Origin of the sequence: Halorubrum sp. LN27 (assembly GCF_016635065.1) — an archaeon.
In the GTDB taxonomy this organism is placed as follows: Archaea; Halobacteriota; Halobacteria; order Halobacteriales; family Haloferacaceae; genus Halorubrum; species Halorubrum salipaludis.
The window spans coordinates 1027818-1047501 of record NZ_JAEPET010000001.1; the positions used below are offsets into that span (position 1 = coordinate 1027818).

The 19684-nt window shown below is 71.9% G+C and carries 22 protein-coding genes; 10 read left to right on the forward strand and 12 right to left on the reverse strand.

The genetic code is table 11. The features are described 5' to 3' along the window. The first annotated feature begins 93 nt into the window (after positions 1–93). The gene (locus JIN95_RS05055) at positions 94–258 is read left to right on the forward strand and encodes a hypothetical protein (RefSeq protein ID WP_170938246.1); all 165 of its coding nucleotides are present in this window, start codon (positions 94–96) and stop codon (positions 256–258) included. Between the two features lie 78 nt (positions 259–336). Here JIN95_RS05055 and JIN95_RS05060 read toward each other — a convergent pair whose 3' ends face one another. From JIN95_RS05060 to JIN95_RS05075, 4 genes are all read right to left on the reverse strand, one after another. Continuing rightward, a complete protein-coding gene (locus tag JIN95_RS05060) occupies positions 337–1236 on the reverse strand; it encodes a fumarylacetoacetate hydrolase family protein (RefSeq protein ID WP_200530699.1) in 900 nt (299 codons plus the stop codon). After that, positions 1236–1583, reverse strand: a complete 348-nt coding sequence (locus JIN95_RS05065; protein WP_095637818.1) for a cupin domain-containing protein — start codon at positions 1581–1583, stop codon at positions 1236–1238. Before JIN95_RS05065 ends, JIN95_RS05060 begins: the two co-directional genes overlap by 1 nt. A 74-nt stretch (positions 1584–1657) precedes the next feature. Further along, positions 1658–2581 carry an AEC family transporter gene (locus tag JIN95_RS05070; protein WP_200530700.1) on the reverse strand — a complete coding sequence of 308 codons (924 nt, stop codon included), beginning with the start codon at positions 2579–2581 and terminating at the stop codon, positions 1658–1660. A 68-nt stretch (positions 2582–2649) separates the two neighbouring features. Beyond that, entirely contained in the window at positions 2650–3444 is a 795-nt protein-coding gene (locus JIN95_RS05075; protein WP_200530701.1) for an SDR family oxidoreductase, read from the reverse strand. Between the two features lie 196 nt (positions 3445–3640). Between JIN95_RS05075 and JIN95_RS05080 the strand changes: the two genes are divergently transcribed. Further along, complete coding sequence (locus JIN95_RS05080; RefSeq protein WP_200530702.1) at positions 3641–4891, forward strand: CoA transferase; 1251 nt, start codon at positions 3641–3643, stop codon at positions 4889–4891. A gap of 132 nt (positions 4892–5023) precedes the next feature. On the opposite strand, the gene aceA is transcribed toward JIN95_RS05080, so the two are convergent. The 3 genes from aceA to JIN95_RS05090 are packed head-to-tail and all read right to left on the reverse strand — an operon-like array spanning position 5024 to position 6584. After that, complete coding sequence (gene aceA, locus JIN95_RS05085) at positions 5024–6067, reverse strand: isocitrate lyase (protein ID WP_200530703.1); 1044 nt, start codon at positions 6065–6067, stop codon at positions 5024–5026. Positions 6068–6072: 5 nt separating this feature from the next. After that, a complete protein-coding gene (locus JIN95_RS16400) occupies positions 6073–6195 on the reverse strand; it encodes a hypothetical protein (RefSeq protein ID WP_255521215.1) in 123 nt (40 codons plus the stop codon). Continuing rightward, complete coding sequence (locus tag JIN95_RS05090; RefSeq protein ID WP_200530704.1) at positions 6192–6584, reverse strand: hypothetical protein; 393 nt, start codon at positions 6582–6584, stop codon at positions 6192–6194. Before JIN95_RS05090 ends, JIN95_RS16400 begins: the two co-directional genes overlap by 4 nt. 275 nt (positions 6585–6859) lie before the next feature. On the opposite strand from JIN95_RS05090, the gene thiL reads away from it, so the two are divergent. Beyond that, positions 6860–7774 carry a thiamine-phosphate kinase gene (gene thiL / locus JIN95_RS05095; RefSeq protein WP_200530705.1) on the forward strand — a complete coding sequence of 305 codons (915 nt, stop codon included), beginning with the start codon at positions 6860–6862 and terminating at the stop codon, positions 7772–7774. A gap of 24 nt (positions 7775–7798) precedes the next feature. On the opposite strand, the gene JIN95_RS05100 is transcribed toward thiL, so the two are convergent. The 3 genes from JIN95_RS05100 to JIN95_RS05110 all read right to left on the reverse strand — a co-directional run bounded on the left by JIN95_RS05100 (position 7799) and on the right by JIN95_RS05110 (position 9265). Continuing rightward, complete coding sequence (locus JIN95_RS05100; RefSeq protein ID WP_200530706.1) at positions 7799–8710, reverse strand: 1,4-dihydroxy-2-naphthoyl-CoA synthase; 912 nt, start codon at positions 8708–8710, stop codon at positions 7799–7801. A gap of 77 nt (positions 8711–8787) precedes the next feature. Next, positions 8788–8958, reverse strand: a complete 171-nt coding sequence (locus tag JIN95_RS05105) for a hypothetical protein (protein WP_198951573.1) — start codon at positions 8956–8958, stop codon at positions 8788–8790. Between the two features lie 76 nt (positions 8959–9034). Next, positions 9035–9265: a hypothetical protein gene (locus JIN95_RS05110; protein WP_095637826.1), complete on the reverse strand. Its 231-nt coding sequence runs from the start codon at positions 9263–9265 to the stop codon at positions 9035–9037. 186 nt (positions 9266–9451) lie between these two features. On the opposite strand from JIN95_RS05110, the gene JIN95_RS05115 reads away from it, so the two are divergent. Both JIN95_RS05115 and JIN95_RS05120 read left to right on the forward strand, forming a co-directional pair. Beyond that, positions 9452–10609, forward strand: a complete 1158-nt coding sequence (locus JIN95_RS05115) for a BMP family protein (protein ID WP_200530707.1) — start codon at positions 9452–9454, stop codon at positions 10607–10609. Then, positions 10606–13002 carry a methyl-accepting chemotaxis protein gene (locus tag JIN95_RS05120; protein WP_200530708.1) on the forward strand — a complete coding sequence of 799 codons (2397 nt, stop codon included), beginning with the start codon at positions 10606–10608 and terminating at the stop codon, positions 13000–13002. Before JIN95_RS05115 ends, JIN95_RS05120 begins: the two co-directional genes overlap by 4 nt. 18 nt (positions 13003–13020) lie before the next feature. Here the strand turns inward: JIN95_RS05120 and deoC are convergent, their stop codons facing one another. Further along, a complete protein-coding gene (gene deoC / locus JIN95_RS05125; protein WP_200530709.1) occupies positions 13021–13668 on the reverse strand; it encodes a deoxyribose-phosphate aldolase in 648 nt (215 codons plus the stop codon). Positions 13669–13781: 113 nt separating this feature from the next. Here deoC and gatD point away from each other — a divergent pair, with 113 nt between their 5' ends. The 4 genes from gatD to JIN95_RS05145 are packed head-to-tail and all read left to right on the forward strand — an operon-like array spanning position 13782 to position 17716. After that, positions 13782–15077, forward strand: coding sequence for a Glu-tRNA(Gln) amidotransferase subunit GatD (gene gatD, locus JIN95_RS05130; RefSeq protein ID WP_200530710.1), 1296 nt, complete (start codon positions 13782–13784; stop codon positions 15075–15077). After that, complete coding sequence (locus JIN95_RS05135; RefSeq protein ID WP_200530711.1) at positions 15074–16159, forward strand: GNAT family N-acetyltransferase; 1086 nt, start codon at positions 15074–15076, stop codon at positions 16157–16159. Before gatD ends, JIN95_RS05135 begins: the two co-directional genes overlap by 4 nt. Further along, positions 16156–16368 carry a hypothetical protein gene (locus tag JIN95_RS05140; RefSeq protein WP_095637832.1) on the forward strand — a complete coding sequence of 71 codons (213 nt, stop codon included), beginning with the start codon at positions 16156–16158 and terminating at the stop codon, positions 16366–16368. Before JIN95_RS05135 ends, JIN95_RS05140 begins: the two co-directional genes overlap by 4 nt. A 46-nt stretch (positions 16369–16414) precedes the next feature. After that, positions 16415–17716, forward strand: coding sequence for a DUF6498-containing protein (locus tag JIN95_RS05145; RefSeq protein WP_200530712.1), 1302 nt, complete (start codon positions 16415–16417; stop codon positions 17714–17716). Between the two features lie 21 nt (positions 17717–17737). Here the strand turns inward: JIN95_RS05145 and JIN95_RS05150 are convergent, their stop codons facing one another. Then, positions 17738–18259 carry an HPP family protein gene (locus tag JIN95_RS05150; protein ID WP_095637834.1) on the reverse strand — a complete coding sequence of 174 codons (522 nt, stop codon included), beginning with the start codon at positions 18257–18259 and terminating at the stop codon, positions 17738–17740. A 132-nt stretch (positions 18260–18391) separates the two neighbouring features. Here JIN95_RS05150 and JIN95_RS05155 point away from each other — a divergent pair, with 132 nt between their 5' ends. After that, positions 18392–19372 (forward strand): A24 family peptidase, encoded by a 981-nt coding sequence (locus tag JIN95_RS05155; protein ID WP_200530713.1) that lies wholly within the window; start codon positions 18392–18394, stop codon positions 19370–19372. The last annotated feature ends 312 nt before the right edge of the window (positions 19373–19684 follow it).

The window sequence follows — 19684 nt, forward strand, 5'->3', positions numbered from 1 at the left end:
GTTTATAACGGATCGACTGAGCCCACGCAATCACCGACCGAGTATAACCGCCGGATCAGTAGCTTCAAAACCGCGCCGGACGGATCCGCGCACATGGCGCTCGAAAAGGACGTGGACTGTCCCTCGTGCGGAGAGGCCCAGTCGTTCTACCGGACCGCGGCGATGACGCTCCACCTCGGCGAGAAGACGAAGTGGCGCTGCCCCGAGTGCGGGTACGGCTACGTCGAGATCAACGGGATCGACACGCTGCCGGCCTGACTCGGTGCCGGCCTGACGCACTGACGCCGACCGCCAACCGACCGCCCGTTCCCGTTTGCTCCGCTTTCTCCCCGCCGCTCAGTCGTCGCCCACCACGTCGGCCTCCAGCGCGCCCACGCCCTCGACCTCCGCGCGGACCGTGTCGCCGGGCTCGATCACGCCCGCGCCGGGAGTCCCCGTCGAGATGAGGTCGCCGCGCTCCAACGTCATCACGCGCGAGTGGACGCCGACGAGCTCCTCGGGCGGGAACAGCATCCGGTCGACGGTGTTCTCCGAGACCGTCTCGCCGTTGATCACGGTCCGGACCGTGGTGCCCGCGAGCCGGTCGACGCTCACCGGCGCCGACACCCACGGCCCGACGACGAGGAACGTGTCGTAGCTCTTCGCCCGGGTGAGAAAGCGCGGGTTGCGCTGGAGCACGTCCTCGGCGGTCATGTCGATGACCGGGACGACCCCGGCGACCACGTCGCCGAACTCGTCCTCGCCGACGTCGGTGCAGGTCCGACCGATCACGACCCCCAGTTCAGCCTCCGCCGTGACGCGGGCCGTCTCCTCGGTCGGCGGGAGCCGGATCGGGCCGCCGGGCGCGGTCAGCGCCGTCGCCGGCTTCATGAAGCTCGCGGGCTCCGCGGGCCGGGTCTCCTCGAGGTCCGCCGCGTGGTCGGCGTAGTTGAGCCCGATCCCCCAGAGCTTCCCCGGGTCGAACGGGACGCCGAACGAGAGCCGATCCGCCGGCGTCCGCGAGGCCGGGAGGTCGTCGAGCGACGGGAGTGCCCCCGCTCCAGAAGCGTCGCCGCCCCCGCCCCCACCCCCGCCGCCCCCGCCGACCGCGGCAGCGAGCGCGTCGTCGACCCCGTCGAGCCCGGCCGACGCGAGCGGGACGAACCCGTCCTCGTCGCCGAGCAGCGGTCGGCCCTCGGCGGTCCGCGCGAGGCGGACCGTCCCTGCGTCCCCCGACTGCGGTGCCTCGTCAGCCATCACTCCTCGCGGTCCGTCCAGAAGTCGAAGCCGCGGCCGGGCGCGAACACGTCGAGGCCGACCGCGCGCTCGTCGGTCCGGTTCTCGACGCGGTGCGACTCCCACGCGTCGAGGTGCACCGAGTCGTACCGCTCTAACACGGCGGTGTCGTCCTCGGTGTGGACGACGAGCTCGCCCTCCAGACAGAGGCAGACCTGCTCGTTCTCGTGGTCGTGCATCGGCGAGGAGTGGCCCGCCGGCTTCTCGAACCACTCGAAGGTGAACCGGTCGCTGCCCGCCAGCGCGGCGCGCCCCCACCCGTCTTCCGGCTCGTAGGTCTCCGCGTCGTCGAACGGAACGTGTTCCATGGGCGTCCGTGGACGCCCCGTGTCAAATCGGTTCGGGTCGCGGCGGGATTGGGTTCCCGCCGATCCGAAGCCGCCTACGCGACGGCGCCGAGCAGCTCGATCAACAGGGTCAGCGACGCGACCGACGCGACCGTCGTGACGAACACGTTCAGCGAGGCGAACCCGGCGTCGCCGCCGAGCTCGGTCGCGAACACGTACGTCGACACCGCGGTCGGCGTCCCGAGCATGACGACGCCGGCGGTGAACGTCGCGGCGTTGACGCCGAGCAGCGCGAGGACGCCCCACGCGATGGCGGGCATACACCCCACCTTGAGCGCGACCACCGAGGCGGTCGCTCGGCGGTCGATCGTCGAGGAGTCGACCTGCAGGGTGGCGCCGACGCAGAGCAGCGCGAGCGGGAGCGCCAGCGACCCGACCAGATCGAGGGCGGTCGCGGCCGCGGCCGGCACGCCGAGCTCGAACCCGCCGATCGCCATGCCGGCGACGAGCGCGATGAGCACGGGGTTCCCCGCGAGCGACGTGAGGTGCCGCCCCAGCGCGCCCTCGGCGCTCGTCCCGTTCATCGACACCAGCAGGATCACCGTCAGCGGCACCTGCACCAGCGCGCCGATCCCGAGGATGACGCTCGCGATCGCGGTCACCTCGGCGTCGAACGTCGCCGCGACGAGCGGGACGCCGAGGTAGCCCAGGTTCGAGTGGTACGACTGGACGACGGCGACGCTGCGGCGCCCGCTCGGCGACCGGTGCCGGTGGACGAGCGACGCGACGAGCGCGGTCCCGAGGAGCGTGGCGAGCACGCCCACGAACAGCTCCCACGAGACCACGTCGCCGATCGACTGGTCGTAGGTCGCGACGAACACCAGCGCCGGGAGCGCGACGTAGTACGCCGTCTGGTTCAAACGCTCCGTGCGGTCCGCGTCGAGGACGCCGACCCGCCGGAGTCCCGTCCCCGCGAGCAGCAGCGCGAGCAGCCCCGTGAGCCGGACGAGAACCTCCATCTACGCGGACCGAGACGATCCCATCGGTTGACGGTTGCGAAAGCGGATTGACGGGGACGGCGGCCCGGCTAGAGGTTCGAACTGCCGCCGCCGCCGTCGATGACGATCGCCTGCCCGTTCACGTACCCGGAGCGCGGCGAGGAGAGGAACGCGACGGTGTTGCCCAGCTCGATCGGGTCGCCGATGCGGTCGAGGGGGTTGTCGACCCAGTCGGCGAGCCCCTCCTCGTAGGAGTCGTACTCGCCGCGCTCGATCGCCTGGTTGACCAGGTCCCGGATCCGGCTCGTCTCGTGGGGGCCGGGGAGCACCGCGTTCGCGCGCACGTCCGGGCCGAGCTCCTTCGAGAGCGTCTTCTCTAACCCGACGACGCTCATCCGCACCGAGTTCGAGAGCACCAGCCCGTCGATCGCCTCCTTCACCGACCGTGAGGTGATGGTGACGATCGTGCCGCCGTCGCCGTCGGCGAGGGGCTCCGCGCACTTCCGCGCCAGCCGGACGACGCTCATCACGAGCAGCTCGTAGGCCGCCTCCCAGTCCTCGTCGTCGGTCTCGAGGAACGCGCCAGACGGCGGCCCGCCGGCCGACGTGACGAGGTGGTCGAGCCGGCCGAACTCGTCGAGCGTCGTCTCGACGAGGGTGTCGAGGTCGTCCGGATCGGTGATGTCGCCCTCGACCGCGACGACGCGGGCGTCGCCGGCGGCCTCCGCCTCCAGGTCCGCCTTCGCCTCCGCGAGGCTGTCGCCGTCGCGGCCGTTGATGACCACGTTCGCGCCCTCGCGGACGAGCGCCTGCGCGGACGCGAAGCCGAGGCCGCTGCTCGATGCCGTCGTCAGCGCGACGTTCCCCTCGATGTCGAGATCCATACGCGCCGAGACGAGACGCCGCGGCTTAACCGTTGGCGACGCGGCGGACGTCGCCGGCGGCGGTTTCGTCGGTGGACCGAGGCGTCCGTCCCCGCCGGGAGGCTCATAACCCGTCCGCCCGAGTCGGGGGACATGGACCCGACACGACGACCGGCCGCGAGGACGATCCGACGACCGACCTCGGAGGTGCCCTCCCGTGGTCGGTGAGGCGCGCGACCCCGAGGGCGACGCGGGGCCGCTCGACGGCGTCACCGTGCTCGACGCCTCACGGGTGCTCGTGGGGCCGTTCTGCACCATGCAGCTCGGCGACCTCGGCGCCGAGGTGATCAAGGTCGAGCGCCCGGGCGAGGGCGACCAGACGCGGACCTGGCGCCCGCCCGCGTTCGGCGAGGAGGAGGGCGACGGCGAGGGCGCGCAGAGCGCCTACTACGCCAGCGTCAACCGGAACAAGCGCTCCGTCGAGCTGAACCTCGCGAGCGAATCTGGGCGCGAGGTCTTCCGTGACCTCGCGCGGGAGGCCGACGTGCTCGTCGAGAACTTCCGGGTCGGCAAGATGGCCGAGTGGGACCTCGACTACCCGGACCTCGCCGAAGAGAACCCCGAGCTGATCTACTGCGGGCTCTCCGGGTACGGCGAGTGGGGGCCGGACCGCGACGAGCCCGCCTACGACATCGTGATGCAGGCCCGCGGCGGCTTCATGTCGATCACGGGCGTCGAGGGGGGTGCGCCGGTCAGGATCGGCGTCGCGCTCGCCGACATCGGCGCCGGGATGTACGCGACGCAGGCGATCCTCGCGGCCCTCCTCGAACGGGAGCTCGGCGACGGGACCGGCCAGAAGATCGACGTGAGCCTGCTCGACGGGCAGGCCGCGTGGACCAGCTACATGGCGGCGAACTACTTCGCGAGCGGCGAGCCGCCGGGGCGGATGGGGAGCAAACACCCGAACATCGCCCCGTACCAGGCGTTCGAGACGCGGGACGGGTACGTGGTCGTCGCCTGCGCGTCCGACGCGTTCTGGCCCCGGCTCTGCGAGGCGCTCGACCGCCCCGACCTGCTGGCCGACGAACGGTTCGAGACCAACGAGCAGCGCGTGCGCAACCGGGACGCCCTCGACCCTGAGCTCGACGCGTCGTTCGCGGAGCTCGCGACGGCGGAGGCGCTCGACCGGCTCGACGAGCACGGCGTCCCCGCGAGCCGCGTCCGCGACATGGCCGAGGTGTTCGACGACCCGCAGCTGGCCGCGCGGGACATGGTCGACGAGTTCGACCACCCGACCGCCGGCCCGATGCGGGTGCCGGGCTCGCCGATGCACTTCTCGCGGACGCCGACGACGGCCCGGCGGCACCCGCCCTCGCTCGGCGAGCACACGGAGGCGGTGCTCAGGGAGTATGGGTACGGTGATGGCGATCTTGAGGAGCTGAAAAAGCGGGGCGCAATCCCCGAGTAGTCCCGCGGGGGTTCGTCCCGGCGAGTCGGGGTCCCGTGATGCCCAGCGGATCCCCGAACCGCCTTCGTGCGCGTCTTTCGTGTTAGTCTGACTCGTCCCGCCGATCAGTCGTCGGCTACTCCGTCTCGCCGATCAGTCGTCGTCGCCGCTTTCGGCGGTGATCGGGTCGCTCTCGTCTTCGGTGAATCCGGCCGACTCCTCCTGCCGCTGCCGGGCCTCGGGGTCGAACTCGGCCTCGATGTCCTGGTACCGCGGGACGAAGGAGAGCTCGTGGTGGCTCTCGGTCTCGTGGCCGATGTACCGCTCCTCGAGGTCGAACTGCGCCTCCTCGTCGTTCTCCGCGATGTTCTCGAAGTCCTCGTAGGCGGCGTGCGCACCCGAGTGGAGGCCGTACAGCGTGATGAAGATGTACTGGTAGCCCAGGTCGCCCAGCTCCTGGAACGTGAGCGGGTCCTCCTCGGCGCCCCACTCGAACGAGGAGGAGTAGTTGAACGCGAGGTCAAGGTCGGGGTGGGTCTCGTGGATCGTCTCGGCGTACTCGACCGCGTCCTCGCGGGACGGGTCGGGCATCTCGGGCCAGACGAGGTCGACGCCGGCGTCGGCGTAGATCCGCCCGCGTTCGAGGTGCTCCTCCCAGTCGCCGTTGGCGGAGCCGTACGCGTCGGTGCGGGCGATGATGACGGTGTCCTCGCTCTGCTTGGCGTCGACCGCGGCCTCGAACCGGGAGCGGGCCTCCTCGCGGGAGACGATCTTCTTGCCGGCGATGTGGCCGCAGCGCTTCGGCGAGGTCTGGTCCTCGATGTGGATCGCCGCGACGCCGGCCTTCTCGTACTCGCGGACCGCGCGGCGGACGTTGTGGACCCCGCCGTAGCCGGTGTCGCAGTCGGCGACGACCGGGAGGTTCGTCGCCTCGACCATGCGCTTTGCGTTCTCGACCATCTCGCTCATCGTGACCATCTCCAGGTCCGGGAAGCCGAACTGGCCGAGGACGGTCGAGTAGCCGCTCATGTAGGCCGCGTCGAGCCCGGCCATCTCCGCGAGGCGGGCGTCGAGCGCGTGGTAGATCCCGGGCGCGAACGTGTAGTCCTGCTCCTCGAACAGCTCGCGGAGCCGCCGGCCGGCCGGGTTGTCGATATCTCTCGTGAAGACGTCGTCGTCGAGTTCGTTGGGATGCATCGTTGTCACTCCGTGGTCGCGTCGTCGAATCGGTCACTCCGCTCGGTCCGTCCGGTCGCGCGCCGCGTGAACGTCGTCGGGTCCGGGCGCGGGCCGCGTCCGGTCCCGGCCATCGGGACGGCGCTCATCGCGACCCCCCGTCGGTCCGCGGGCGACGCGTCGGTCGCAGGTCGGGGACCAGCGGGGCGTCCCGCTCGCCGTCGGTCGGCGGCGGGCTCGGGCGGCGCGGGGTCTCGCTCGCGGTCGACCCCTCGGTCGTCGGACGTGTCGTCGGGACGATCGGCGCGCCCGCCTCTTCGGTGCTCGGCGTGCGCCCGGGGATCGTCCGGGGAGAAGGATCGGCGTCGCGTCGATCGGTCGGGGTCGGATCCGTCGGCGTCCGGTCCGTGGCCGTTCGGTCGGTCGTCGTCCGATCGGTCGCCGTTCGGTCGGTCGTCGTCCGATCGGTCGCCGTTCGGTCGGTCGTCGTCCGGTTCGTCGGGTCGTCGGTGGGTGTGGTGTCGTCAGGTGTCGTCATCGGGTTGTGTGGGCGGTTGCGGCGGTCGTCTGGTGATCGTGCTGTCGGCGGGTCGGGCTGCTGCGTGTCCGCGTACGGATACTGTCATTGCACTCGGTAGGTGCGAGGGGATGGTAATAAACATAATGATTGATAATGATAATATTCGTTAATGTGTAATACCTGTTTAAATGTATCTTGCTAACAACTGCCAAAGGATGCCGGAGCTCCGGAACCGATCCGGCGGCGTCCGGATCGATCCCTTATAATCCGTTCCGCCTCGATCGGTCGGTATCGTGAACGAGCGAGACGCGCTCCGGGCGCTCGCGGCCGACCTCCCGCACGCGGGCGACGACGCCGCCGTCGTGGGCGACACCGTGATCACGACCGACATGCTCCACGAGCGGACCGACTTCCCGCCCGGGACGACGCGGTACACCGCCGGGTGGCGCGCGGTCGGCGCGTCGCTCTCGGACGTGGCCGCGATGGGGGCGCAAGCGACCGCCGCGGTCGCCGTCTACGCCGACGCCGCCTTCGACGAGGAGAAGCTCGATCGGTTCGTCGCCGGCGCGGTCGACGTCTGCGAGGCGGTCGACGCCGAGTACGTCGGCGGCGACCTCGACACCCACGACGAGTTCACCACGGCCTCGACCGCGGTCGGCGACGCGACCGACGCGGGCGTCGTCACGCGGTCCGGCGCGCGACCCGGCGACGCGCTCTGCGTCACCGGCGAGTGGGGCCGGTCCGCGGCCGCGCTCCGCCTGTTTAAAAGAGAGACCGACGAGGCCGGCGATGGGGAGGCCGTCGAGCGCGCCAACGACCTGTTCCGGTTCACGCCCCGCGTCGCCGACGGGCTGGCGCTCGCTGACCGCGCGACCGCGATGATGGACTCCTCGGACGGGCTCGCGCGCTCGCTCCACCAGCTCGCGGAGGCGAGCGAGGTCGGCTTCACGCTCGATCCCGAGCGGCTCCCGGTCCACCCCGCCGTCGACGCGGTCGCCGAGGGACCGGCCGACCGCTTCGAGCTGGCCGCGCACTTCGGCGAGGACTTCGAGCTCGTCTGCGCCGTCCCCGAAGAAGCGATCGAGCCCGCCCGCGAGGCGTGTCCGGGCGGGCTGACCCGCGTGGGCCGGGTCGTCGACGCCGCGGACGGGGTCACCGCCGACGGCGAGCCGCTTCCGGACCGCGGGTACACGCACGGGTCGGAGTGATCGACCCGGCGTAGCGGAACCGACTCAGTAGTGCCAGGGGTAGTCGCGGAACTCCGGCTCCCGCTTCTCCAAGAACGCGTCGCGGCCCTCCTGCGCCTCGTCGGTCATGTACGCCAGGCGGGTCGCCTCGCCCGCGAACACCTGCTGGCCGACCATCCCGTCGTCGGTCATGTTGAACGCGTACTTCAGCATGCGCATCGCGGTCGGCGACTTCTTCGTCATCTCGTCGGCCCACTCCAGCGCGACGTCTTCCAGCTCCTCGTGGGGGATCGCCTCGTTGACCATCCCCATGTCCGCGGCCTCCTCGGCGGAGTAGGTCTTCCCGCGGAAGAACACCTCGCGGGCCTTCTTCTGGCCGATCTGTTTGGCCAGGTACGCGGAGCCGAACCCGCCGTCGAAGGAGGCCACGTCCGGGTCGGTCTGGAGGAACTTTCCGTGCTCCTCGCTGGCGAGCGTGAGGTCGCAGACCACGTGCAGGGAGTGGCCGCCGCCGACCGCCCAGCCGGGGACGACCGCGACGACGGGCTTGGGCATAAAGCGGATCAGCCGCTGGACCTCGAGGATGTGGAGCCGGCCCGCGCGCGCCTCCTTGACCAGCGGGTCGTCCTCGTCGCCCGCCTCGTCGTCGTCGCGGTACTCGTAGCCAGAGCCGCCGCGCACCGACTGGTCGCCGCCGGAGCAGAACGCCCAGCCGCCGTCATCAGGAGAGGGACCGTTGCCCGTGAGCAGCACGCAGCCCACGTCCGCCTGCTTGCGCGCGTGGTCGAGCGCGGCGTACAGCTCGTCGACGGTCCCCGGCCGGAACGCGTTCCGGACCTCGGGACGGTCGAACGCGATCCGGACGGCCGGCACGTCGACGCCGCGGTGATAGGTGATGTCGTCGAACTCGTCGGTGACCGGCTCCCACGCGTCGGGGTCGAAGATCTCCGAGACCATACGCGCGTGTTGGCGGGCGGCCTCATAAACGACGGCGGGTCGGGGGCGCCGGTAGGGGGGAAAGACCGGGTCGCCGCCTACTCCGACTCGTCGGCGTCGTCGACGGCGTCGGCCAGCTCGTCGATGTGCGTCCGGAGCACCGAAACCGTCGCGTCGGCGTCCGCGTACCCCTGGTCGTAGCTGTCCAGCGGGGACTCGGTCTCGTCGAGGAAGCGTTCGACCGCGGACTCGATCGTCTCGTCGCTCATGGCCGTCGGTTCGACTGCCGTCGGGTTATATCCCTCGCCGCGCCGGCGACCGCACCGGACCGATCGCGACGCCCCGTCAGCGACGCCGCAGTGCGTAGGTCGCGTAGCCGACGGCGACGAGGAGGCCCGCGGACAGCAGGCTCCCGAACACCGCGGGCGAGGTCACGACGAACTCGCCGAACGGGTCGGTCAGCGCGAGCACGCCGACGATGAGCGCGACGGAGATGAGGATCCCCACCGCGCCGAACGCCTTGAACGCCGCGTCGAGGTCCAGCCCGCGCGATCCGGATCCGGTCGAATGGCTCATACCTTCTCGTAGGCGCTCCGCATATATATGGACAGGCGCCGTTCCCACAGCGAGAGAACGCGACGGCGGCCACTCAATCCGGGGCGAATCGCGTCAGAGTACCTCACGGCGTCGCGTTCGGATATCGCTATCGCCCTTGATAATCTCTGCGTAGCCGTTTTATCCCCGATCCGTCGAGCGCAGACAATGACGCATAAGCGATCGACGACGCTCCCCCGGCGGCGGCTCGTCGCCGGGCTCGGCGCCGCCGCAGTCGGCGGGCTGGCCGGGTGTCTGGGTGGCGATCCGAGAGACGATTCGGCCTCGACCGGAGACGAAACGAACGCGGCGACGACGAAGAACGGGTCGGCGATCGGCGACGCGGACGACGCCAGCGCGACGGTCGGAATGGTGTACGCGCTCGGCGGGCTCGACGACCGGTCGTTCAACGACGCGGCGAACAGGGGGATCCAGCGCGCACGCCTCGACCACGACGTCGCGTTCGCGAACGAGGAACCCACCGCGGCTCCGGAGTTCCAGACCACGCAGGCGGCGCTGTCGGCGTCGACCGACCCCGACTACGACCTGATCTGCTGCGTCGGCTTCCTGCAGGCGGAGGGGCTCACGGCGGTCGCGGGCGAGTACCCGGACCAGCGGTACGCGATCGTCGACTCCGTCGTCGACCGGGAGAACGTGGCGAGCTACGTGTTCCGCGAGCACGAGGGGTCGTTTCAGGCCGGTCACCTCGCCGGACTGGTGACGAGCCGCGACGTGTCGGTCGGGGCGGGCTCGACGCTCCCCGACGAGCGAACGGTCGGCTTCGTCGGCGGGGTCGAGTCGGACCTCGTCCGCAAGTTCGAGGCGGGCTACCGCGCCGGCGTCGACCACGCGGCCGTCGACGCCTCGGTCCTCGGCGCGTACGTCGGCGCCTTCGACGACCCCGAGAGCGGGTACGCCGCCGCCGCGGAGATGTACGAGCAGGGCGCCGACGTGGTGTATCACGCGGCGGGCGGGAGCGGCCTCGGCGTCTTTCAGGCCGCACAGGAGCACGGCCGGTACGCGATCGGCGTCGACTCCGACCAGTCGCGGAGCAACCCGCGGTACGCGGACGTGATCTTGGCGTCGATGGTGAAACGGGTCGGCACCGCCGTCTACGACGCCGCGGAGCGGACGATCGACGACGAGCTCGGCACGGGTGAGACGACCGCGCTCGGCCTCGCCGAGGACGGCGTCGCGCTCGTGTACGGCACGTCGCTCGGGCCGGTGATCTCCGACGACGTGCGCGACGCGCTCGGCGAGTCCGGCGACCGGATCGTCGCCGGCGACCTGTCGGTCCCCTCGGACCCGGCGGAGGTGGGGCAATGACGGACGGCCTCGTCGACCGACTGGCGCGGGCCGCGAGCCGGGTCCTCCCGGACGCGGTCCGCCGCCGGTACGCCGCCAAGTTCGCGCTCGCGTTCCTCGTCGTCGCCGCGGTCGTCGTCGCGGGGGGCGCGTTCACTTACCTTCAGACCGGCGAGACCGTGGAGGCGGACGCGACGACCCAGCTGGCCGAGACCGGCGGCCTGCAGGCGGACGCGATCGGCTCGTGGACCGAGCGGATGAGCACGGAGACGCGGTCCATGTCGGCCGCCGACGCCCTCCGCTCGGACCGGCGCGCGCCGGCCTACATCCTGTTGAAAGACGAGCTGCTCTCCGACGACATCGTCAGCATCCACCTCGTCGACTCCGGCGAGAACCGCGTGGTCGCCAGCACGGAACAGCCGTTGGAGGGGCGCGCTCCGAGCGACCTCGACGCGCCGTGGAGCGACGCCGACGTGCCCGAGGGGGTCGGCGACGACGACCGCGTCTGGCGGTCGGCCCGCTCGTACCGGTCGCCCGTGCTCAACGACCGCCCGGTGATGGCGTTCGCCAGCTCCGTGCCGCGGGCCGACGGCCGGTACCTCGTCGTGGTGACCCGCATCCAGCCGCAGCTCGAGCGGATCCAGAACACCGACACCGGCGAGGAGACGACGATCCTCAACGCCGACGGCCGGACCGTCCTCGACATCGACGGCACCGTCGACGAGGAGGAACACGCCGACGGCGTCGAGACGATCCGCGGAGGGAACGCCACGACCGCGACCCGGATCGGCGACGGACAGGTCCACGCGTACGCGGCCGTTCCCGGAACCGACTGGGTGGCGGTCACGAGCGTGGACCAGTCGACGGCCTTCGCCGTCCGGAACGACGTGGGGAACTCGGTGCTGCTCCTCATCCTCCTCACGCTCGCGTCGCTCGGGGTCGTCGGCGTCGTGCTCGGCAGCCGGACCGTCGTCCCCCTCTCGCGGCTGCGCGACCGCGCCGAACGGATCGAGTCGGGCGAGCTCGACGTGGACCTGGCGACCGGGCGAGTAGACGAGATCGGCCGCCTGTTCACGAGCTTCGGCGAGATGCGGGACGCGCTCCGCGACCGGATCGCCGAGGCCGAGACCGCGGCCGACGAGGCCGAGGCGGCCCGCGAGGAGGCCGAGGCCGTGACGCGGGACATGGAGACGCGCGCGGCCGACTACAGCGAGGTGATGGGCGCGGTCGCCGACGGCGACCTCACTCGGCGGATGGACCCGAACGCGGACCGCGACGCGATGCGGGAGATCGCCGAGGAGTTCAACGACATGGTGGCCCAACTGGAGCGGACCACCGCGCGGGTGGCCGCCTTCGCCGCCGAGGTCGACGACGCGAGCGCGGAGCTCGCGGCCGGCGCCGACGAGGTCGAGACCGCGAGCGGGACCGTCAGCGAGCAGATCCAGGAGATCGCCGACGGCGCGGTCAGGCAGGACGACCGGCTCGACGCGGTGAGCGGCGAGATGAGCGACCTCTCCGCGAGCATCGAGGAGGTCGCGTCGTCGGCCGCGTCCGTCGCGGAGACCGCGGAGGCCGCCTCGGAGCGCGGGGCGGAGGGCCGCGAGGCCGCCGCGGAGGCGCTCGACGAGATGGACGCGATCGAGGAGCGCTCCGCCGCCGCGGTCGAGCAGATGGAGTCGCTCGACGACCGCATGGACGAGATCGACGAGGTCGTCGACTTCATCACCGACGTGGCCGAGCAGACGAACATCCTCGCGTTGAACGCCTCCATCGAGGCCGCCCGCGCGGGTGAGGCGGGCGAGGGCTTCGCGGTCGTCGCCGACGAGGTCAAAGACCTCGCCGAGGAGACGCAGGCGGCCGCCGCCGAGATCGAGTCGCAGATCGAGGCCGTCCGCGGTGAGGCGGACGAGACCGTCGACGACATCCGCGAGACGAACGCGCGGATCGACGAGGGGTCCGACACCGTCCGCGAGGCGTCGTCGTCCCTCGAGGCCGTCGTCGACGCGGTCGAGGAGACGAACCACGGCGTCCAGGAGATCAGCGAGGCGGCCGAGGACCAGGCGCGGTCGACCCAGCGCGCGGTCGAGGGCGTCGAGGACGTCGCGGAGGTGAGCGGCGAGGTCGCGACCGGCTCCGAGCAGGTGTCCGCCGCCGCTGAGGAGCAGACGGCGACCGTCACCACCATCGCCGAGAACGCCGACCGGCTCCGGGGACAGGCCGAGGCGCTCTCGGAGTCCGTCTCGACGTTCGAGGTCGACGTCGATCCCGACGATATCGAGGGCGCAGAGCGCGGAGCGAACGCCGGGAACGGCGAGATCGATGGTCTCGACTCGACGGAGGGCGACGGTCTCGCCGCCGACGGCGACGGGCGGGACGGCTCGGCGGACGATAGCCTCTCGCCAGACGAGCGCTAGCTTCTCGGCGGACGAGCGCTACTCCCCGCTCTCCGGATGCCCTTCGACGATGGCGACGCCCGAGGAGGCGCCGATCCGGACCGCGCCGGCGTCGAGCATCGCCGTCGCTTCCGCGTAGGAGCCGACGCCGCCGGACGCCTTCACCGGCAGGTACTCGCTCATCAGCTCCACGTCCGGGACCGTGGCGCCGCCGTCGGCGAACCCCGTGGAGGTCTTCACCATGTCGGCGTCGGCAGCGACGGCGGCCTCGCAGGCGCGGCGCTTCTCGGCGTCCGTCAGGAGCGCGGTCTCGATGATCACCTTCACCGGGACCGGCACCGCGGCCACCACGTCCGAGATCTCGGCGGCGACGGTGTCGTCCTCGCCCGCCTGCAGGCGCCCGACGTTGATCACCAGATCGATCTCGTCGGCGCCGTCGTTCCATGCGGCGACGGCCTCGTCGCGCTTCGTCGCGGGCGCGTGCTGGCCGTGCGGGAAGCCGACCACGGTCGCGATCGTCTCGGGCGCGTTCTCGTAGGCGGCCGCCTCGGGCAGGTAACAGGGCGGGATACAGGCGTTCATCCCGTGATCGGCGGCCTCGGCGAGCACGGCCTCGACGTCCCCCCACGTCGTCTCCGGGCCGAGCACGGTGTGGTCGATGCTGGCGGCGAACTCGTCGCGGTCCATGCGCTCACGGTCGGGAGCGCGCGTAAAAGACGTACTGGGTCCGGGTCGAAACCGAGTCCGCCACGGACCGCCGAACGGTTGGATTCAAGTCCGCCGCAGGGGAACCGGGTGGTATGCAACCGGGAGATCGCGTCCGCGTCGACCGCGGGGACGTCACGAACGAGGGCGTACTGCTCCCCTCGACGACTCGCGACCACCTCGTCGTCAAGCTCGACGGGGGGTACAACGTCGGTATCGACCGCGACGAGGCCGACGTGGAACTGCTCGAATCCGGGGCCCGCGACGTCGACGAGGGGGCCGACGCGGGCGGCGGCGAGGCCTCCGAGATCACCTTCGACGACGATCTGCCGACGATATCGCTCATCTCTACCGGCGGGACGATCGCCTCCACCGTCGACTACCGGACCGGCGCGGTCACTGCCCAGTTCGACGCCGAGGACGTGCTCCGCGCGGTCCCCGACCTGGCCGGCCGCGCGAACTACCGCGGGCGGGTCGTCGCCAACATCCTCTCGGAGAACATGGAGCCGCCGATCTGGCGGGAGCTGGCCGAGGCCGTCCGCGAGGAGATCGCGGCCGGCGCCGACGGCGTCGTCGTGATGCACGGGACCGACACGATGCAGTACTCCGCCTCCGCGCTCTCCTTCATGCTCGACTCGCCGGTCCCGATCGTCTTTACGGGCAGCCAGCGCTCCGCGGACCGGCCCTCCTCCGACAACGTGATGAACGCGGTGTGCGCGGTCGAGGCCGCGAAGGCCGACCACGCGGAGACGCTCGTCTGCATGCACGCCACCCAGTCCGACGACGCCTGCGCGCTCCACCGCGGGACCCGCGTCCGGAAGAACCACACCTCCCGCCGCGACGCCTTCGAGACGGTCGGCGCCGAGCCCCTCGGCCGCATCGACTACGAGGCCGCGGCCGAGGCGGGCGCCGACGGGGACGCCGCGGATGCCGCCATCGAGTGGGCCCGTGAGCCGATCGCCCGGGGGGACGGCGACGACGCCGATCTCTCGGCCGCGACCGACCTCGACGCCGACGTGGAGCTCGTCAAGTTCACGCCCGGCATGGACCCGGCCGCGTGGGACTACCTCAACGAGAAGGACGGCGTCGTGATCGAGGGGACCGGGCTCGGGCACGTCCACACCGACCTCATCCCGCGGATCGAGGAGCTGGTCGAGGGCGGGACCGTCGTCGCGATGACGAGCCAGTGTCTCGCGGGCCGCGTCTGCGACCGAGTGTACGACACCGGCCGCGACCTGCTCGACGCCGGCGTCGTCGAGGCAGGCGACACCCTCCCCGGCACCGCGAAGGTGAAGCTGATGTGGGCGCTCGCGAACCTGTCCGACCCCGCCGAGGCGATGGGCCGGGACCTCGCGGGCGAGCTGACCGAGGAGTCGCAGCCCTGGCGATGACGGACCCTGAGGATGAATCGGCGCCGGGCGCCGGTTCGGCTCCGGCCCCCGTCGTCCGCGAGGCGCACCCCGCCGACGCTGACGCGGTCGCCGCGTTCACCCGGGACACGTGGGGCGAGCGACACGAGGACTACATCCCGCGCGTGTTCCCCGAGTGGGCCGCGTCCGACGACCCCGACAGCGCCACCTTCGTCGCGACCCTGCCGCCCGAGGCGGTCGCGGAGCGCGGCGCGCCCGACGACGCCGACCGGGAACCCGGTGACACCCTCGTCGAGGGGGACGGGACGGGCGCGGCCGCGGCGGGGGAGCCGGAGGCCGTGGTCGGCTGCATCCAGGGCGTCCTGCTCTCCGAGTGGGAGGCGTGGGGGCAGGGGATCCGCGTCGACCCCGCGGCCCGCGGGTTCGGCGTCGGGACCGCGCTCTCGGAGGCCGCGCTCGACTGGGCCCGCGACCGCGGCGCGACGGTCTGTCGCAACATGGTGTTCTCGTGGAACATTATGGGGCTCGGGCAGTCTCGCGCGGTCGGCTTCGAGCCCGCGACGGAGTTCCGGTTCGCGGAGCCGGAGCCGGACTCGGAGGCGATCGATTCCGACCCCGCCGACCCCGCCGGCCCGACCCCGGTCCCCGCTCCCGACCCGAACGCCGCGTGGGCGTTCTGGAGCGACAGCGACGCCCGGGACCTCCTCCGCGGGCTCGCGCTCGACCCCGACGAGTCGTGGGCCTGCTCCGAACTGACCCGCGAGCGCCTCCGGAGTGCGGCCGGCGAAGACCGGCTGCTCGCGGTCGCCGGCGGCGACGCCCTCGCCGGGTTCGCGGTCCGGACGCGCGTGGCGGAGCGCGAGGCGGACGGCGAGACGACCCGGACCGCGACCTACGGCGCCGCCGCGTGGCGGGACGCCGAGGCGGCGGGCGCGCTGTACGACGCGATCGCGGCCGACGCCGCCGCGGTCGACGCCGACGGCGCCCGCGTGCTGATCCCGGAGACGGTCGAACACGTCAGCGACACGGGCGCGAACCGGGTCCCGGTCGCGGCCGAACCGGACTTCGTGATGGCCGCGGACCTCACAGGCGGTGCGCCGTGAGCCTCTTCGGCGTCCCGCTCCCGTGGTCGCTCCCGCTCACGCTCGTGATCTACGGGGTCGTCGTCGCCGCCGCGGCGTGGATCTACCGCGACGCGAAGGCGCGTGGGAGCCGCTACGCGGTCGTCTGGGGGCTCTCGACGCTCCTCTTCACGATTCTCCCGGTGCTCGCGTACCTGTACCTCCACCGCGACGCGGGACCGGCGCGGTGACCCGCACCGACCGCTTATAAACCCGGGAGGCGGATCGCCCGAACGGATGCCCTCCACCGATCGCGCTCACCGGCTGGGAGCCCTCGCTCGCGGTCGCCGCCCGCGGGCGATCGCGTTCCTCGTCTCCAACCTCCTCCCGCTCGTCGGCGTCCTCGCGCTCGACTGGAACGCGGCCGCGCTGATGACGCTCTACTGGTTCGAGCTCGGGATCGCCTCCTTCTGGGCCGTCGTCCGCGGGCTGTTCGCCGGCCGCCCCTCCGAGATCGAGTCCGACGCGCTGATCGCCGGCCCGCTCGCGCAGCGGCGGGTCGGCCTGTCGATCCCCCGAACGGGCCTACGGATCCGGCTCTCCTCGCTGCTCGTGCTCCCGGTCGTCGCGCCCATCCTCGCGGTCGTCTGGCTGTTCGTCGGCGCGCTCACCGTCGGCGTCGTCGCCGACGGCGGGCTGGCCCCCGAGGCGCTCGACACCGTGACGCTCGCGGTCCTCGCCGTCTTCGCCGGCGAGGCGGGGACGACGCTGACCGACTACTTCGGCCGCGGCGAGTACCGCGACCACAGCGCCCAGACCGCGATACGGGGCGTGTTCGCCCGCGGCGCGGCGATATTCCTCGGCGCGCTGTTCACCGTCACGATCGTGGGCGCGGCGACGATGGAGGGGGACGCGCCGATATCCGCGCTCGACCCGAACGCGGTCGGGCTCCCACTGTTGCTCGGGATCGTCGCGGTGAAGGCCGCGTTCGACCTCGCGGGGCTGTACGGCGACCGGCTCGCGGCGTTCGACGAGTCGTCGGCGCTCGACCTGGGGCTCTCGTACGACCCGCCCGCGACGGAGCCCGTCGACGCCTCCGTCGCGGAGCCGGCGCAGACGGTTCGGCAGTCCGTTCGCGCGCGCCTCGCGGGCGCGGTGACCACGCCGATCGGCCACCCGGGGTTGTGGTACCTCGCCGCGGTTCCGGCGCTCGTTGCCGCGTTGTTCGCGATCGGCGGCGACTGGGCGACCGCCGCCGCACTCCTCGCGGTCGCAGTCGCGGTCCCGCTGGGCCTCGGCGCGCTCGACCACGAGCTCCGGTACGGCCTCGTCGCGTACCGGGTCGGCGACGACGCTTTGGTCGCCTACGACCGGCTGTTCGGCGTCCCCCTGTGGCGCGTCGAGCCGTGGGACGAGACGGACCTGCGGGTGAGACGCGGGCGGCTCGACCGCCGGCTCGGGACCGCGACCGTCGTGATCGAGCTCCGCGACGACGAACGCCGAATTCCCGGACTGGCCGATCCCGAGCCGGTGCTTTCGGTCTTCGACAGGCGCGCGGAGGGGTGGGAGCGACGCGAGCGGGGGGAGCGTCCGGAGTAAGCGGCCGACCGACCGCGGCAGTCAACGGTTTTCCGCCCGGTAGAGCGGGTGCGCGTCCCCCACGATCCGCCTGAAGACCGCGATGACGCCGGCATGGATGCCCACGAGGACGGTCACGCTCGCGACGATGATCGCCACCTCGGTCGGGGTCGAGAGGAGGCCGAGCGAGACGATGAGCGTTGTCGCGCAGGCGGGGGCGTGTACCGCGTCGGTCGCGATCATCGCCCAGCTCGTCGCCACGAGCGAGACGGTCGCGCTCGCCGCGAGCCGGAACCCCTCCGGCGAGAACGCGGGGGGCGTCGCGGTGAGACTCGCGCCGGCCGCGATCAGCGACCACGCCGCGAGCCCGGCGACGCCCCCGATGAGGTGGCTCCCGACGATCCGGGCGGCCCGGCCGCGCTCGCTCCGGCGGTCGAAGGCGATGAGGAACGCCGACGGTCCGAGGCTCGGGAAGACGAACGGCTGGCCCGTCCCCCACGCGATCGCGCCGAGGACGGTGAAGAGGAGCCCGGCGTACAGGCTGGTTCCGACGCGGCGTCGCATCGTCGCCCCTCGGCCGCGGGATCACAAAGCGTCGGCGGTTCGGCTCGCCCCGTCGCCCGCGGCCGTCGCCGCGCTATCGATCGCGATACGCGAACCCGAACGCCTAATTGCGCCCGCGCCGCCCGTGGTGACATGTTCGCGACGCTGCCGGACGCCCTCCGCCTGTTCGTCGTCCCCGTCTTCGCGTGGGCGGCCCTGCGCGACGTCCGGACCCGACGCCTCCCGAACCGGCTGTGGCCGCCGCTGTACCTGTTCGGCGCGCTGCTGTTGCTCTGGGAGACTGCACGGCTGTGGCCCCTCGCTGGGTTCGAGGGGCGGCTGTTCCTCGTTCAGGCCGCGATCAGCCTGCTGTTCGTCGCCCCGCTGGGCTACGCCTTCTGGTATCTCGGCGCGTTCGGCGGCGCCGACGCGAAGGCGCTGATCGCGATCGCGGTCCTCTTCCCCACCTTCCCCGCCTACGAGATCGCCGGAACGACGCTCCCGCTCGTCGACACCCAGATCGGCGTGTTCTCGCTGACGGTGCTCACGAACACGGTCCTGCTCGCGCTCGCGTACCCGCTCGGGCTCGCCGGGATCAACCTCCTCCGCGGGGAGCGCTCGGCGACGATGTTCTTCGCGCGGCCGGTGGCGACCGACTCGCTGCCGGACCGCCACGGGCGCCTGTTCGAGGACGACGCCGGAACGACCCGGAACGGCCTCGATCTGGACGCGCTCCGGATGTACCTTCGCTGGCGCGGGGCGACCCTCGCGGACCTGCGCGCGGACCCGGATCGGCTCAGCGACCCCGACAGCGTCGGCGAGACGCACGAGCCGACCGACGGCGGGACGCACGTCGGCCCGCGGACGGACGGGGGGACCCCGACCGGGGCTGAAGGAGACTCGCCGGTTTCCGACCCCTGGGCCGCCGAGCGATTCCTCGACGAGATCGACCACGGCGCGTACGGCACCGACGCCGAGACGCTCCGCGGCGGGCTGGCGGTCGTCGCCCGGAAGGACCGCGTGCTGGTGTCGCCGGGGATGCCGTTCGTCGTCCCGATGGCGGTCGGGCTGGTCGTCTCGCTGACGTACGGAGATGCGCTGTTCGCGGTGCTCGGCGCGATCGGCCTTGTGTAAGCGGATCGTCGTCGAAACATCCGACGAGAAACACTCGCCGAGAAGATCTAGGAGGGATTGACACGGCGGCGATCGGTAAACGGAGTGGGTATTGCAGATCGCTAGCGGCGAGACGGTATTTAAGTATCCGTGAGCGACAGCAACGACTACTTATAAATCGGCGCGGTGGCCGTCGCCGGCGGCGAGGCCGCCGGCTGCAAGCGAGAGCTGTGCTCTCGCTCTGCGTGCCTGCGAGTGGCGGCCGGAGGCGGCCGCGAGCAGCACGCGCGAGGTCGCCGGACTACGTCCGGCTGTCACCGGGCGAAGCCCGGT